This window comes from Pseudomonas sp. App30 (assembly GCF_047947025.1).
In the GTDB taxonomy this organism is placed as follows: Bacteria; Pseudomonadota; Gammaproteobacteria; order Pseudomonadales; family Pseudomonadaceae; genus Aquipseudomonas.
Genome location: NZ_CP133165.1, coordinates 3,703,315 through 3,718,836 on the forward strand (window position 1 = coordinate 3,703,315; position 15,522 = coordinate 3,718,836).

Here is a 15,522-nt window from a genome sequence, read left to right on the forward strand (position 1 = left end):
TCTGGCGTTGATAGCTGCGGTCAGCGCCGATTGTAATTAAGATGGGCTGGTGTTTCTTCAGCCAAGGTGTGTATCCGTGAGCGCGACCAACCCGCTACTGCAGTCTTATGACCTGCCACCGTTCTCGGCGATCCGTGCCGAGCACGTACAGCCGGCGATTGAACAGATCCTGGCCGACAACCGTGCGGCGATCGCCAAGATTCTCGAAACCCAGGCCAAGCAGCCTACCTGGGCCGGCCTGGTACTGGCCATGGACGAGCTCAACGACCGCCTCGGCGCGGCCTGGAGCCCAGTCAGCCACCTTAACGCAGTCTGCAACAGCCCGGAACTGCGCCAGGCGTATGAAGCCTGCCTGCCGGCCCTGAGCGCCTACTCCACCGAGATGGGCCAGAACCGCGAGCTGTTCAAGGCCTATGAAGCGCTGGCCAACGGCCCGGAAGCGGCGTCCTTCGACGTGGCGCAAAAAACCATCCTCGAGCATTCGCTGCGCGACTTCCGCCTGTCGGGTATCGACCTGCCGCCCGAGCAGCAGCAGCGCTACGCCAAAGTGCAGAGCAAACTGTCGGAGCTGGGCAGCAAGTTCTCCAACCAGCTGCTGGACGCCACCCAGGCCTGGACCAAGCACGTCACTGACGAAGCGGCCCTGGCCGGCCTGACCGACTCGGCCAAGGCGCAAATGGCTGCCGCCGCCAAGGCCAAGGGCCTGGACGGCTGGCTGATCAGCCTGGAATTCCCCAGCTACTACGCGGTGATGACCTACGCCCAGGACCGTGCCCTTCGCGAGGAAATCTACGCTGCCTACTGCACCCGCGCCTCCGACCAGGGCCCCAACGCCGGCCAGAATGACAACGGCCCGGTGATGGAACAGATCCTCGACCTGCGCCAGGAACTGGCCAGGCTGCTGGGCTACGCAAGCTTCGCCGAGCTGAGCCTGGCCACCAAGATGGCCGAGTCCAGCGACCAGGTGCTGGGTTTCCTGCGCGACCTGGCCAAGCGCAGCAAGCCGTTCGCCGCGCAAGACCTGGCCCAGCTCAAGGCCTACGCCGCCGAGCAGGGCTGCCCGGACCTGCAAAGCTGGGACAGCGGTTTCTACGGTGAAAAACTGCGTGAGCAACGCTACAGCGTCTCCCAGGAAGCGCTGCGCGCCTACTTCCCGATCGACAAGGTGCTGACCGGCCTGTTCGCCATCGTCCAGCGCCTGTACGGCATCGAAATCGCCGAGCAGACCGGCTTCGACACCTGGCACCCGGACGTGCGCCTGTTCGAGATCAAGGAAAACGGCAAGCACGTGGGCCGCTTCTTCTTCGACCTGTACGCCCGCGCCAACAAGCGTGGCGGTGCCTGGATGGACGGCGCCCGTGACCACCGCCGCACCGCCGATGGCGCGCTGCAAAGCCCGGTGGCCAATCTGGTGTGCAACTTCACCCCGGCCGACGCCGGCAAGCCAGCGCTGCTGACCCACGACGAAGTGACCACCCTGTTCCACGAGTTCGGCCATGGCCTGCACCACCTGCTGACCCGCGTCGAGCACGCTGGCGTGTCGGGTATCAATGGCGTGGCGTGGGATGCGGTCGAGCTGCCAAGCCAGTTCATGGAAAACTGGTGCTGGGAGCCTGAAGGCCTGGCGCTGATTTCCGGTCACTACGAAAGCGGCGACGCCCTGCCCCAGGACCTGCTGGAAAAAATGCTGGCGGCGAAAAACTTCCAGTCTGGCCTGATGATGGTGCGCCAGCTGGAATTCTCGCTGTTCGACTTCGAACTGCACGCCACCCACGGCGATGGCCGCGGCGTGCTGCAGGTGCTCGAAGGCGTGCGCGACGAGGTCTCGGTCATGCGCCCACCGGCGTACAACCGCTTCCCCAACAGCTTCGCGCACATCTTCGCCGGCGGTTACGCGGCGGGCTACTACAGCTACAAGTGGGCCGAAGTGCTGTCGGCGGACGCGTTCTCGCGTTTCGAGGAAGAAGGCGTGCTCAACGAAGCCACTGGCCGCGCATTCCGCGAAGCCATCCTGGCGCGTGGCGGTTCCCAGGAGCCGATGGTGCTGTTCGTCGACTTCCGCGGCCGCGAGCCGTCGATTGATGCACTCTTGCGCCATAGCGGCCTGAGTGAGGACGCGGCAGCATGAGTGAAGTGACCGTGATCAAGACCAAGAAACGCTTCATCGCCGGGGCGGTTTGCCCGGCGTGCAGCGAGTCCGACAAGTTGATGATGTGGAGCGAGGACGAGGTGCCGCACCGCGAGTGCGTGGCCTGCGGCTACAGCGACACGCTGAACGCCCAGGGCCAGTCGATTCCCAGCGAGCTGGGGACGCGGGTCAACCAGGCCGCGCCGAAGGTGGCCAACCCGAAAGTGCAGACGGTGCAGTTCTTCCCCAACCCCAAGTTGAAGAAGCCCCAGGCTTAGATCAACGCCTTGAACAGCCCCTTGACCGCGCACGCGGCCAGGGGGTTGGTGCTGCACGCCCCGCTGGCCAGGGCGTTGCGCACGCTTTCCACGTCAACGCCATTGATGTAGTCGATACCGTATTTCATCCGCTTGAGGTCGCCGAACCCGCCTTGGGTCATCTCGGCCACCGCGTCCTGCTTGCTCCAGCCCTGCACCACCACCCGGTACATTGCCGACACCAGGCCGGTGCGGTCCATGCCGTGCTTGCAATGAATCAGCACCGGGCCCTTGGCCTGGGCCTCCTGGATGGCCCGCAACGCCGCGATGATCTGCGCGTCATCGGCGTGCACGGTGCGCATCGGCAGTTGCACCCGGTTGATCTGCGGCTCCTTGAGCCAGGTTTCATCCGACTCGGGGAGGAAACTGACCACGGTCTTGATCTGCAGTTTGCCCAGCAACGGCACCGCCTGTTCGTCAGGCAGGGCGCTGCGGTACAGCGTGGGGCTCATCTGGTACAGGTTGTAGTGCGGCTCCACCGATTGCGCCCACTGCGCCGGGCGCGGGGCCACGTCCACGCTGGGCTCGCCGGCGAAGCAGGTGGTGGCCAGGCTCAACGACAGCGGCAGGCAAAACAACAGACGGCGCAGCAAAGACATGGCAGATCCGGATGGGCGGTGGGCTTATGGGGCGCAAGAATGGCCCCGATGGCGTGAAAGCTGTGTTGGGTGTTTGTAAAAACTTCGTATAAAAACCCTGTAAAACCGGGCTGAAACCGGTTACATTTTCGCTTCTCAAAACGCCTCTACGTAGGCTGAAGCAACACCCTGGCGTGCCGCCCAGACTCGATAAAACTAAAAAACGTCGCGATGTTCTTTACTAAGGGCAACGCGATGCCTGCCTGTGCAGCTCGATGAGCAATTCAAAACGATAAAGCAGCCCCAAGGCTGCGAATAATCCGTGATCGGATGAGGATCCCCCATGTCTGAGCAAGACCACGACAACCCGCGCCGGGATTTCCTGCGCAAGACTCTCACCCTGATACCCGTAGTGACCGTGGCCAGCACTGGCCTGGGCATGGGTGTGGGCGAGCTGATGGCCGCGCCGGAGAAAAAGCCCGAGCCTGCGCCAGTCAAGCCTGCGCAGGACTACCAGCCCAGCTACTTCACCGCCGAGGAGTGGGCGTTCGTCAACGCCGCCGTGGCGCGGCTGATCCCGGCCGACGACCTGGGCCCGGGCGCGCTGGAAGCCGGTGCGCCGGAATTCATCGACCGGCAGATGAACACCGCCTACGCCAGCGGTGCGTTGTGGTTCATGCAGGGCCCGTTCGTGGCCGACGCGCCGCCGGAAATGGGCTACCAGCTCAAGCTGGTGCCCAAGGAAATCTACCGCCTGGGCATCGCCGCCACCGACGCCTGGTGCAAGAAGCAGGCGGGCAAGGTGTTCGCCCAGCTGGATACCGCTGCCCAGGAAAGCGTGCTGACCAAGCTTGAGTCCGGCGAGATCCAGTTCGATGACGTGCCGTCCAAGGCGTTCTTCGCGCTGCTGATCCAGAACACCAAGGAAGGCTTCTTCAGCGACCCGGTGCACGGCGGCAACAAGGGGCTGGTGGGCTGGACCCTGGTGGGCTTCCCCGGCGCGCGCGCCGATTTCATGGACTGGGTTGAACGCAACGAGGCTTACCCCTTCCCGGCAGTATCCATTCGCGGCGAGAGGGCTTGAGCATGGCGACCGTATTGAAAAAAGTCGACGCCGTGATCGTCGGCTTCGGCTGGACTGGCGCAATCATGGCCAAGGAGCTGACCGAGGCCGGCCTGAACGTGGTGGCGCTGGAGCGCGGCCCGATGCAGGACACCTACCCGGACGGCAACTATCCCCAGGTCATTGATGAATTGACCTACAGCGTGCGCAAAAAACTCTTCCAGGACATTTCCAAGGAAACCGTCACCATTCGCCACAGCGTCAACGACGTGGCCCTGCCGAACCGCCAGCTGGGCGCGTTCCTGCCGGGCAAGGGCGTGGGCGGTGCCGGCCTGCACTGGTCGGGCGTGCACTTCCGGGTCGACCCGATCGAGTTGCGCATGCGCAGCCACTATGAAGAGCGCTACGGCAAGAACTTCATCCCCAAGGACATGACCATCCAGGACTTCGGCGTGACCTACGAAGAGCTGGAGCCGTTCTTCGACTTCTCGGAAAAGGTCTTCGGCACCTCCGGTACCGCCTGGTCGGTTAAGGGCCAGGTGGTGGGTGAAGGCAAGGGCGGCAACGCCTACGCGCCCGACCGTTCCAACCCGTTCCCGCTGGAAGCGCAGAAGAACGGCGTGTCGGCGATGCTGTTCCACAAGGCCGCCACCGAGTCGGGCTACAAGCCCTACAACCTGCCGTCTGCCAACACTTCGGGGCCGTACACCAACCCCTATGGCGCGCAGATGGGCCCGTGCAACTTCTGCGGTTTCTGCAGCGGCTATGTCTGCTACATGTATTCCAAGGCCTCGCCGAACGTGAACATCCTCCCGGCGCTGCGCCAGGAGCCCAAGTTCGAGCTGCGCACCAACGCCCACGTGCTGCGCGTGAACCTGACCGACGACAAGAAGCTGGCCACCGGCGTCAGCTACATCGACGCCCAGGGCCGCGAAGTGGAACAGCCGGCGGACCTGGTGATCCTCGGTGCGTTCCAGTTCAACAACGTGCGCCTGATGCTGCTGTCGGGCATCGGCAAGCCGTACGACCCGATCAGCGGCGAAGGCGTGGTGGGCCGCAACTTCGCCTACCAGAACATGGCCACGGTGAAGGCGTTCTTCGACAAGGACACCCACACCAACAACTTCATCGGCGCCGGCGGCAATGGCGTGGCGATCGATGACTTCAACGCCGACAACTTCGACCACGGCCCCCACGGCTTCGTCGGTGGCTCGCCGTTCTGGGTCAACCAGGCCGGCAGCCGCCCTATCGCCGGCACCTCGAACCCGCCGGGCACCCCGGCCTGGGGCAGCGCCTGGAAGAAGACCACGGCCGAGTACTACACCCACCAGGTGTCCATGGACGCCCACGGCGCGCACCAGTCCTACCGTGGCAACTACCTCGATCTCGACCCTACCTACAAGGATGCCTACGGCCTGCCGCTGCTGCGCATGACCTTCAACTGGCAGGAAAACGACATCAAGATGAACATGTTCATGGCCGACAAGCTGAGCAAGATCGCCAAGGCCATGAACCCCAAGTCCATCGCCATCCTGGGCAAGAAGGTCGGTGAGAAATTCAACACCGCCGCCTACCAGACTACCCACCTCAACGGCGGTGCGATCATGGGCACCGACCCCAAGACCAGCGCCATCAACCGTTACCTGCAGAGCTGGGACGTACACAACGTGTTCGTGCCGGGTGCCTCCGCCTTCCCACAAGGCCTGGGCTATAACCCTACCGGCCTGGTGGCAGCCCTGACCTACTGGTCGGCCAAGGCCATCCGCGAGCAGTACCTGAAGAACCCCGGCCCGCTGGTGCAGGCTTAAGGAGCGATGATCATGAGCAAACTGTTTATCGCATCCCTGGCCCTGGCCAGCCTGCCCGTGTGGGCAGCCGAACCTTCGTTCGACCCGGCCCTGGTGCAGAAAGGTGAATACCTGGCGCGCGCCGGTGACTGCGTGGCCTGCCACACCGCCAAGGGCGGCAAGCCCTTCGCCGGTGGCCTGCCGATGGAGACGCCGATCGGCACCATCTACTCCACCAACATCACCCCGGACAAGACCGGCATCGGCGAATATTCGTACGAAGACTTCGACCAGGCCGTGCGCCACGGCGTCGGCAAGAGCGGCAGCACTCTGTACCCGGCCATGCCCTACCCGTCCTACGCCCGCGTCACCGACGAAGACATGCAGGCCCTGTACGCCTACTTCATGAAGGGTGTGCAGCCGGTACCCCAGGAGAACAAGGACGTCGACATCCCCTGGCCGCTGAGCATGCGCTGGCCGCTGGCGATCTGGCGCGGCATGTTCGCGCCCAAGGTCGAGCCGTTCAAGGCCGCGGGCGCGGATGAAAGCATCAACCGCGGCGCCTACCTGGTCGAGGGCCTGGGCCACTGTGGCGCCTGCCACACCCCGCGTGCCATCACCATGCAGGAAAAAGCCCTGAACCCGGCCGACGGCAAGGAGTTCCTGGCAGGTTCCGCGCCGCTTGAAGGCTGGATCGCCAAGAGCCTGCGCGGCGACCACAAGGACGGCCTGGGCAGCTGGAGCGAGGCCGACCTGGTGGCCTTCCTCAAGACCGGCCGCAGCGACCGTACCGCGGTGTTCGGCGGCATGAGCGACGTGGTCGAGCACAGCATGCAGTACATGAGCGACGCCGACCTGACCGCCATCGCCCGTTACCTGAAGTCGTTGCCGGCGGTGAATCCCGACGACAAGCCGCAGGTCTACGACAAGGCCGTGGCCGACGCGCTGTGGAAGGGCGACGACAGTAAGCCGGGCGCCTCGGTGTACATCGACAACTGCGCCGCCTGCCACCGCACCGACGGCAAGGGCTACACCCGCGTGTTCCCGGCCCTGGCCGGCAACCCGGTGCTGCAGACCGATGACCCGACGTCGTTGATCCACATCGTGCTCAAGGGCGGCACCCTGGTGGCCACCAAGACCGCGCCGTCGAACTTCACCATGCCGTCCTACGCCTGGCGCCTGTCGGACCAGGAAGTGGCGGACGTGGTGAACTTCATCCGCACCAGCTGGGGCAACCAGGGGTCGCAGGTGTCGGCGAAGGACGTGAAAGCGTTGCGCACCGACGACCTGAAGACCACCTCGGGGGATGACCTTGGGCAGGTGACGTCCAAGTAGTGCCCTGACGCCGCCTTCGGCAGCTGCTGCAGGGATGCGCGCAACCCGCTGATCGCGTGGGCTGCATCGCGGCCAAGGCCGGCTCCTACCACGCGCGGTGTAGGAGCCGACTTTAGTCGCGATGCAGGCAACGCGGTTTATGTAGCAGCGGCGGGGCGGCCATCCGCCGCAGGCCGCGTCCCCGACGCCGCCAGACTACCGGCCCTATCCAAACCCCCAGGTCTCGATGTACTGTATATAAATACAGCCTAGAGGCCCGCCCATGTCCACGCCCCTGCCCCCACGCGGCCGCGGCACCGCCGCCAACCCGCACAACCGCTTCGCCGCCCACCGCTCGGTGGCCGAGGACGACGGCTGGTATCAGGAAGTGCCTGTCACCCAGGGCACCGAAGTGCGCATCGAGACGGCCAAGAGCATCATCACCCGCAACAGCTCCCCCGACCTGCCCTTCGACCGCACCATCAACCCCTACCGCGGTTGCGAGCACGGCTGCATCTACTGCTATGCCCGCCCCAGCCATGCCTACTGGGACATGTCCCCCGGCCTGGACTTCGAAACCAAGCTGATCGCCAAGACCAACGCCGCGGCGCTGCTGGAGCAGCAGCTGTCCAAGCGTGGCTATAAGGTGGCGCCGATCAACCTGGGCTCCAACACCGACCCCTACCAGCCCATCGAGCGCGAGCACAAGCTGACCCGCGCGGTGCTGGAGGTGCTGCTGCGCTACCGCCATCCCGTCACCATCGTCACCAAGGGCTCGCTGATACTGCGCGACCTGGACCTGCTCAGCGAACTGGCGAAGCTCAATCTGGTGTCGGTAATGATCAGCCTCACCACCCTCGACGACGAACTCAAGCGCACCCTGGAACCCCGCGCCGCCGCGCCCAAGGCGCGCCTGCGGGCCATTCGCGTGATGCGCGACGCCGGCATCCCGGTGGGCGTGCTGTGCTCGCCGATGATCCCCATGATCAACGACATGGAGCTGGAAAGCCTGTTGCGCGAGGCCAAGGCTGCCGGTGCCCTGACCGCCAGCTACATCATGGTGCGCCTGCCGCTGGAGGTTGCCCCGCTGTTCGAGGAATGGCTGCAGCAACACTACCCCCAGCGCGCCGAGCATGTGTTGAGCCTGATCCGCCAGAGCCGCGGCGGCGAACTGTACGACAGCCGCTTCGGCGCACGCTTTCGCGGCGAGGGGGTGTTCGCCGACTTGCTGGAACAGCGCTTCAGGGCAGGCATCAAGCGCCATGGGCTGGAGCGGCGCGAGGGGTATGCGCTGGATTGCACGGCGTTTTGCCCGCCGGGGGGGCAGATGTCGTTGTTGTGATAAGTGCCAGATTGATATCACTTCGTAGCTTCCTGAAACACTTCAAACCCCCGCCCCAGAGCCTTCCATTCAGGTTGAATTAAGATTTCATCTCTACCTTGAATCCCACGTGACCCAATAGTCACTAAGCTGCATCAAACGCCTTGCATAGTTTCTTCTTGTAGGACGTTTTACCCCGTAAAATGGGAAAAATCCTTTAACCGACTCACGAGGACGAATCATGACCGACAAGGACTCTTCCCTGAACGAGCCGGCCGTCGAGGCTGAATCTGCGGAAGCTGCGTTGAAGACCATCGTCGATGGCTTCCTGCATTTTCATCACGAAGTGTTTCCGCAGCAGGAAGAACTGTTCAAGAAGCTCGCCACGGCCCAAACCCCGAGGGCGATGTTCATTACCTGCGCAGACTCGCGGATCGTGCCAGAGCTGATTACCCACAGCTCGCCGGGTGACCTGTTCGTGACCCGCAACGTGGGCAACGTGGTGCCGCCGTACGGGCAGATGAACGGTGGTGTTTCCACCGCCATCGAATACGCCGTGATGGCGTTGGGCGTGCACCACATCATCGTGTGCGGGCACTCGGACTGCGGCGCCATGCGCGCCGTGCTCAACCCGCACACGCTGGAAAAGATGCCGACGGTGAAGGCCTGGCTGCGTCACGCCGAGGTGGCCAAGACCGTGGTGCACGACAACTGCAACTGCGCCACCGAAGCCGAAAGCATGCAGGTACTGACCGAAGAGAACGTCATTGCCCAGCTGCAACACCTGCGCACCCACCCCTCGGTGGCCTCGCGCATGGCCGCCGGCCAGTTGTTCATCCATGGCTGGATCTACAGCATCGAGACCAGCGAAATCAAAGCCTATGATGCTGAGCGTGACTGCTTCGTCCCTCTGGACGGCTCCCTGCCGACACCGAGCGCAACGCCCAAAGGGCGCTTCTAAACGCTCGACCTTGCGATAAACGAGGCCTGAACGACGGCGTACTTCGGTACGCCGTCCGCCCCGTTGCCGTTATCGAAAACCATGTGAATGCCAGCCGGCCCTGCCAGACCGGTTGCGGGCAGCTGCACGCCCGAAAAAAGCCACAGGGTTTTCGACAGCGGCCATGGAATGGGTCCCAGGCACTATTTTCAGGAGAAACGTCATGAACATGACACAGTTAAAGGCGGTATTGCCGCGAGAGTTATTGGCATCGGTGGTGGTGTTCCTGGTGGCGCTGCCACTGTGCATGGGCATCGCCATCGCGTCCGGCATGCCGCCGGCGAAAGGGTTGATCACCGGCATCATCGGTGGCGTGGTGGTGGGTTTCCTGGCGGGCTCGCCCCTGCAGGTCAGCGGGCCGGCAGCGGGCCTGGCGGTGTTGGTGTTCGAGCTAGTGCGCCAGCACGGCATGGCCATGCTGGGGCCGATCCTGTTGCTGGCGGGCTTCCTGCAGCTGCTGGCCGGGCGTTTCAAGCTGGGCTGCTGGTTTCGGGTTACAGCGCCGGCGGTGGTGTACGGCATGCTCGCCGGTATCGGCGTGTTGATCGTGTTGTCCCAGGTGCATGTGATGCTCGACCGTACGCCGCAGCCGTCCGGCATGCATAACCTGCTGGGCTTCCCCGGCGCGGTGGCCGAAGCGCTGCCGGTCATGGGCGGCGGCCTGGGCTGGCAGGCTGGCCTGTTGGGGCTGGGCACCATCGCCATCATGTTTGCCTGGGAAAAGCTGCGGCCACAGCGCCTGCGCTTCGTGCCGGGGGCGTTGCTGGGTGTTGGCGTGGCTACCGGCGTGAGCCTGTGGCTGGGCATGGCAGTGAAGCGCGTGGAGGTGCCGGCCAACCTGGCGGAGGCCATCGACTGGCTGCGCCCTGCGGACTTGATGAGCCTGGCCGACCCGACCCTGCTGGTCGCCGCGTTCGCCGTGGCGTTTATCGCCAGCGCCGAGACCCTGCTGTCGGCAGCGGCCGTGGACCGCATGCACAACGGCGTGCGCTCGGATTTTGACCGCGAATTGTCCGCCCAGGGCGTGGGCAACATGCTCTGTGGCATCGTCGGCGCGCTGCCCATGACCGGGGTGATCGTGCGCAGCTCGGCCAACGTCCAGGCGGGTGCGCAGACGCGGCTGTCGGCGGTGTTGCATGGCGTGTGGCTGCTGGCGTTCGTGGTGGCACTGTCCAGCGTGCTGCAAAGCATTCCGGTGGCCAGCCTGGCGGGCGTGCTGGTGTACACCGGCTTCAAGCTGGTGGACCTCAAGGCGCTGCGCAGCCTGGGCCGCTATGGGCGGATGCCGATGTTCATCTACGGCGCGACGGCCTTGGCGATCATCTTCACCGACCTGCTGACCGGCGTGTTGCTGGGCTTTGCCCTGACCTTGCTGATGCTGGCGCTGAAGGCGGCGCGGTTGAAGATCAACCTGGTGCCGCGCGGCGACGGTGAACTGGAACTGCGCCTGACTGGCGCCGCCACCTTTCTCAAGGTGCCGGCGCTGACCCAGGTGCTGGATACCATTCCAGCGGGTAGCGTGGTGCATGTGCCGCTGGGCGGGCTGCGCTACATCGACCATTCCTGCCTGGAACTGCTGGAGGACTGGGGGCGGGCGAACCGCGCCAGTGGCTCGCGGTTGATCATCGAAAGCCGCGGGCTGAAGCGGCGTATCGAGGGGCAGATGCGCACTTCGGCCGGGGTAAACGCCTGACGTAGCCCCGTAGCAGTGGCCGCAAGGCCGCGTCATGGGGCCTTAATTCAGATCCAGTTCCAGCCCGAACTGCCGCGACAGGCACGGCCACTGGCTCCAGGCCTCGCCGGTTTCCTTGGCCGACAGCTTGTCGCGGTACTGCTCCACCGACTCCAGCGCGAAGCTTTCGTCGTTGAGCATGTTGTCCACCGAATGGTGCACCACCTCGTCCAGCTGGTTGGCAAACGCCTCGCCGATCAGCTGGTGGGCGATCAGGTTGGCCACCGTGGTGTCCAGCGGAATCAGCGGCTGCTGGAAGTGCTTGATGTACAGGTCGTTCACCTCTTCCACCAGGCGGTGCGCCAGGTAGGCTTCATCCAGCAGGCAGTCCAGGCCTTCGTGTCCGTTCAATTCCTTTGGCGGCTGGATGAAGTAATGTTCGGCGATTTTCAGCACCGGTTTGATCTGCGACTCGATGCCGGCCTTGACCGCGACATCGTTTGCGGCGTCGAGCATGTCAGGGACCTGGTCGATGTAGGCCTTGACGAACCGGGTCAGCACGCCCTGGCGATCAGCTTCGGGAAGCTGGATGGCGGGGTGCAGGTGGGGAAGCTGTTTTTCCAGTTGCTGGGTCAGATGGCCGGTGTCGGCCTCGTGTTGATGGGCACGTTGGATCTGCTCGCGCAATGCGGCGGTGTTCATGAAGACTCCAGGAAGGAACGATTTCAAACGGAAGACCTAGGGTAGCTGGGTTCTGACGCCGCCTAAGACGCATTTGTCATAATTATTTAACCTTTATATGGAACGGCTATAACGGCTTGTGGTCACCTGCTAGGAAATTTTCATTTCCGGCCTTTCATTGCACCCCTAGGGGTGCTGTCTATACTCGCCTTAGTAACGCGTTGCCTGATGCCCGACTGCAAGCGCAGCAAGGCCCCGGCCGTTGAAGTTCGTAGTCTTGACCGCCGCTCCCTTAGCCGTGGGCTTGCAAAGCCTGGGGTAGAACAAGAACGATAAGGGGAACCCGCGATGATGCGACATCCACATGTCTGGATGGGCCTAGCGCTGTGGTCGACATTCACACCTGCCCACGCTGCCTGGACCACCAACATGGCCCCCGGCGTGACGTACATCAGCAACCAGGTCTTCGACCTGCACATGACCATCTTCTGGATCTGCGTGGTCATCGGCATCGTGGTGTTCGGCGTGATGTTCTGGTCGATGGTCATCCACCGCCGCTCCACCGGCCAGGTCGCCGCGCATTTCCACGAAAGCACCAAGGTGGAAATCCTCTGGACCGTCATACCGCTGGTCATCCTCGTGGTCATGGCCATTCCGGCCACCCGCACCCTCATCCGCATGTACGACACCAGCGAGCCCGACCTGGACATCCAGATCACCGGCTACCAGTGGAAGTGGCACTACAAGTACCTGGGCCAGGACGTGGAATTCTTCAGCAACCTGGCCACGCCCCAGGAGCAGATCCACAACCAGGCGCCCAAGGACGAGCACTACCTGCTGGAAGTGGACAACCCGCTGGTGCTGCCGGTGGGCAAGAAGATCCGCTTCCTGGTCACCGGCGCCGACGTCATCCATTCTTGGTGGGTGCCGGCCTTCGCGGTCAAGCGCGACGCCATCCCCGGCTTCATCAACGAGGCCTGGACGCGCATCGACAAGCCGGGCATCTACCGCGGCCAGTGCAGCGAACTGTGCGGCAAGGACCATGGCTTCATGCCCATCGTGGTGGAAGCCAAGACCCAGGCCGACTTCGATACCTGGATGGGCGAGCGCAAGGCCGAGGCGGCCAAGCTGAAAGAGCTGACCAGCAAGGAATGGACCCTGCAGGAACTGGTGGAACGTGGCGACAAGGTCTACCACACCACCTGCGTCGCCTGTCACCAGGCCGAGGGCCAGGGCTTGCCGCCGATGTTCCCGTCGCTCAAGGGATCGCCTATCGCCACCGGGCCGAAGGAAGGCCACCTCAACCGGGTGTACTTCGGCAAGCCGGGCACCGCCATGGCTGCCTTCGGCAAGCAGCTCTCGGAAGTGGATATCGCCGCCGTGGTGACCTACGAGCGCAACGCCTGGGGCAACAACAAGGGTGACATGGTCACGCCCCAGGACGTGCTGGCATTGAAACAGGCCCAAGCCAAATGAACCGGGCAAGCGTGCTTGCCCAGGGAGACAGGACATGAGTGCAGTGATCGATGATCATGGCCACGCCGGGGCCGACCACGCCCACGGCCCGGCCAAGGGCCTGATGCGCTGGGTGCTGACCACCAACCACAAGGACATCGGTACCTTGTACCTGTGGTTCAGCTTCTGCATGTTCCTGCTCGGTGGTTCGTTCGCCATGGTCATCCGCGCCGAGCTGTTCCAGCCCGGCCTGCAGATCGTGGAACCGGCATTCTTCAACCAGATGACCACCATGCACGGCCTGGTGATGGTGTTCGGCGCGGTGATGCCAGCGTTCGTCGGCCTGGCCAACTGGATGATCCCGCTAATGATCGGTGCGCCGGACATGGCCCTGCCGCGCATGAATAACTTCAGTTTCTGGCTGCTGCCGGCGGCGTTCCTGCTGCTGGTGTCGACCCTGTTCAGCCCAGGTGGCGGCCCCAACTTCGGCTGGACCTTCTACGCGCCGCTGTCCACCACCTACGCGCCGGCCAGCGTGACCTTCTTCATCTTCGCCATCCACCTGATGGGCATCAGCTCGATCATGGGCGCCATCAACATCATTGCCACCATCCTCAACCTGCGCGCCCCCGGCATGACCCTGATGAAAATGCCGCTGTTCGTGTGGACCTGGCTGATCACGGCGTTCCTGCTGATCGCGGTGATGCCGGTGCTGGCCGGGTGCGTGACCATGATGCTGATGGATATCCATTTCGGCACCAGCTTCTTCAGCGCTGCTGGTGGCGGCGACCCGGTGCTGTTCCAGCACGTGTTCTGGTTCTTCGGCCACCCCGAGGTGTACATCATGATCCTGCCGGCCTTTGGCGCCATCAGCTCGATCATCCCGGCGTTCTCGCGCAAGCCGCTGTTCGGCTACACCTCCATGGTCTACGCCACGGCCAGCATCGCCTTCCTGTCATTCCTGGTGTGGGCGCACCACATGTTCGTGGTGGGCATCCCGCTGGTGGGCGAACTGTTCTTCATGTACGCCACCATGCTGATCGCCGTGCCCACCGGGGTGAAGGTGTTCAACTGGGTGAGCACCATGTGGCAGGGCTCGCTGACCTTCGAGACGCCCATGCTGTTCGCCGTGGCCTTCGTGATCCTGTTCACCATCGGCGGTTTTTCCGGGCTGATGCTGGCCATCGCACCGGCCGACTTCCAGTACCAGGACACCTACTTCGTGGTAGCGCACTTCCACTACGTGCTGGTGCCCGGGGCCATCTTCGGGATTTTTGCCTCGGCGTATTACTGGCTGCCGAAGTGGACCGGGCACATGTATGACGAAACCCTGGGCAAGCTGCACTTCTGGCTGTCGTTCATCGGCATGAATATGGCCTTCTTCCCCATGCACTTCGTGGGGCTGGCCGGCATGCCGCGGCGGGTGCCGGATTACAACCTGCAGTTCGCCAACTTCAACATGGTCTCGTCCATCGGCGCGTTCACCTTTGGCGCCACGCAGATCTTCTTCCTGTTCATCGTGATCAAGACCATCCGCGGCGGCCCCCCTGCCCCGGCCAAACCCTGGGATGGCGCCGAGGGCCTGGAATGGACCATTCCATCGCCTGCCCCCTACCACACCTTCACCACGCCGCCGGAGGTGAAATGAACACCCGCCGCCTGGTGCCACGGCTGTTGCTGGTGGTGGCGCTGATGTTCGCCTTCGGCTTCGCCCTGGTGCCGCTGTACGACGTGATGTGCAAGGCGTTCGGCATCAACGGCAAGACCGCCGGGCAGTACGAGGGCAGCCAGGTGGTGGACGCCACGCGCGAGGTGCGCGTGCAGTTCCTGCCCACCAACAACGCCGACATGGTCTGGGAGTTCTACTCCATGGCGCCGGAGGTGACCGTGCACCCCGGGGCGGTCACGCAGATGCTGTTCGTGGCGCGCAACCCCACCGACCATGCCATGAGCGCCCAAGCGGTGCCCAGCATCGCGCCTTCCGAGGCGGCGCAGTATTTCCACAAGACCGAGTGCTTCTGTTTTACCCAGCAGGTACTGGACCCCGGCGAGCGTATCGAGATGCCGGTGCGGTTCATTGTCGATCGTGACCTGCCCAAGGACATCAAGCACCTGACGCTGGCCTACACGCTCTTCGACATCACCGCCCGCCACCCGCCCATCAAGACCGGCAGCTAAGGGCGGGCACCTGCAACAACGGAGACCA

At 63.7% G+C, this 15,522-nt stretch carries 13 protein-coding genes; 11 read left to right on the forward strand and 2 right to left on the reverse strand.

All coding sequences use genetic code 11. The features are described from left to right. The first annotated feature begins 76 nt into the window (after positions 1–76). Both prlC and RAM80_RS17310 read left to right on the forward strand, forming a co-directional pair. Complete coding sequence (prlC, locus tag RAM80_RS17305; RefSeq protein ID WP_416421705.1) at positions 77–2,128, forward strand: oligopeptidase A; 2,052 nt, start codon at positions 77–79, stop codon at positions 2,126–2,128. After that, the gene (locus RAM80_RS17310) at positions 2,125–2,406 is read left to right on the forward strand and encodes a YheV family putative zinc ribbon protein (protein ID WP_416421706.1); all 282 of its coding nucleotides are present in this window, start codon (positions 2,125–2,127) and stop codon (positions 2,404–2,406) included. The genes prlC and RAM80_RS17310 overlap by 4 nt, the downstream gene beginning before the upstream one ends. Here RAM80_RS17310 and RAM80_RS17315 read toward each other — a convergent pair. After that, a complete protein-coding gene (locus RAM80_RS17315; RefSeq protein ID WP_416421707.1) occupies positions 2,403–3,044 on the reverse strand; it encodes a dual specificity protein phosphatase family protein in 642 nt (213 codons plus the stop codon). The two genes, RAM80_RS17310 and RAM80_RS17315, sit on opposite strands and share 4 nt — an antisense overlap. 322 nt (positions 3,045–3,366) lie before the next feature. Here RAM80_RS17315 and RAM80_RS17320 point away from each other — a divergent pair, with 322 nt between their 5' ends. The 6 genes from RAM80_RS17320 to RAM80_RS17345 all read left to right on the forward strand — a co-directional run bounded on the left by RAM80_RS17320 (position 3,367) and on the right by RAM80_RS17345 (position 11,201). After that, entirely contained in the window at positions 3,367–4,107 is a 741-nt protein-coding gene (locus RAM80_RS17320) for a gluconate 2-dehydrogenase subunit 3 family protein (protein ID WP_416421708.1), read from the forward strand. A gap of 2 nt (positions 4,108–4,109) precedes the next feature. Further along, a complete protein-coding gene (locus tag RAM80_RS17325) occupies positions 4,110–5,894 on the forward strand; it encodes a GMC family oxidoreductase (protein WP_416421709.1) in 1,785 nt (594 codons plus the stop codon). A gap of 12 nt (positions 5,895–5,906) precedes the next feature. Then, on the forward strand, positions 5,907–7,208 hold the full coding sequence (locus RAM80_RS17330) for a c-type cytochrome (RefSeq protein ID WP_416421710.1): 1,302 nt from the start codon (positions 5,907–5,909) through the stop codon (positions 7,206–7,208). Positions 7,209–7,470: 262 nt separating this feature from the next. Next, positions 7,471–8,529: a PA0069 family radical SAM protein gene (locus tag RAM80_RS17335; protein WP_416421711.1), complete on the forward strand. Its 1,059-nt coding sequence runs from the start codon at positions 7,471–7,473 to the stop codon at positions 8,527–8,529. Between the two features lie 220 nt (positions 8,530–8,749). After that, positions 8,750–9,469 (forward strand): carbonic anhydrase, encoded by a 720-nt coding sequence (locus RAM80_RS17340; RefSeq protein WP_416421712.1) that lies wholly within the window; start codon positions 8,750–8,752, stop codon positions 9,467–9,469. A 202-nt stretch (positions 9,470–9,671) separates the two neighbouring features. Then, complete coding sequence (locus RAM80_RS17345) at positions 9,672–11,201, forward strand: SulP family inorganic anion transporter (protein ID WP_416421713.1); 1,530 nt, start codon at positions 9,672–9,674, stop codon at positions 11,199–11,201. A 42-nt stretch (positions 11,202–11,243) separates the two neighbouring features. Here RAM80_RS17345 and RAM80_RS17350 read toward each other — a convergent pair whose 3' ends face one another. Next, entirely contained in the window at positions 11,244–11,882 is a 639-nt protein-coding gene (locus RAM80_RS17350; protein ID WP_416421714.1) for a hypothetical protein, read from the reverse strand. Positions 11,883–12,209: 327 nt separating this feature from the next. Here RAM80_RS17350 and coxB point away from each other — a divergent pair, with 327 nt between their 5' ends. From coxB to RAM80_RS17365, 3 genes are read left to right on the forward strand one after another with little or no spacing between them, the layout of a single operon-like run. After that, positions 12,210–13,337, forward strand: a complete 1,128-nt coding sequence (gene coxB, locus RAM80_RS17355) for a cytochrome c oxidase subunit II (RefSeq protein WP_416421715.1) — start codon at positions 12,210–12,212, stop codon at positions 13,335–13,337. A 34-nt stretch (positions 13,338–13,371) separates the two neighbouring features. Beyond that, a complete protein-coding gene (gene ctaD / locus RAM80_RS17360; RefSeq protein ID WP_416421716.1) occupies positions 13,372–14,964 on the forward strand; it encodes a cytochrome c oxidase subunit I in 1,593 nt (530 codons plus the stop codon). Further along, the gene (locus RAM80_RS17365) at positions 14,961–15,494 is read left to right on the forward strand and encodes a cytochrome c oxidase assembly protein (RefSeq protein ID WP_416421717.1); all 534 of its coding nucleotides are present in this window, start codon (positions 14,961–14,963) and stop codon (positions 15,492–15,494) included. Before ctaD ends, RAM80_RS17365 begins: the two co-directional genes overlap by 4 nt. Positions 15,495–15,522 lie beyond the last annotated feature (28 nt).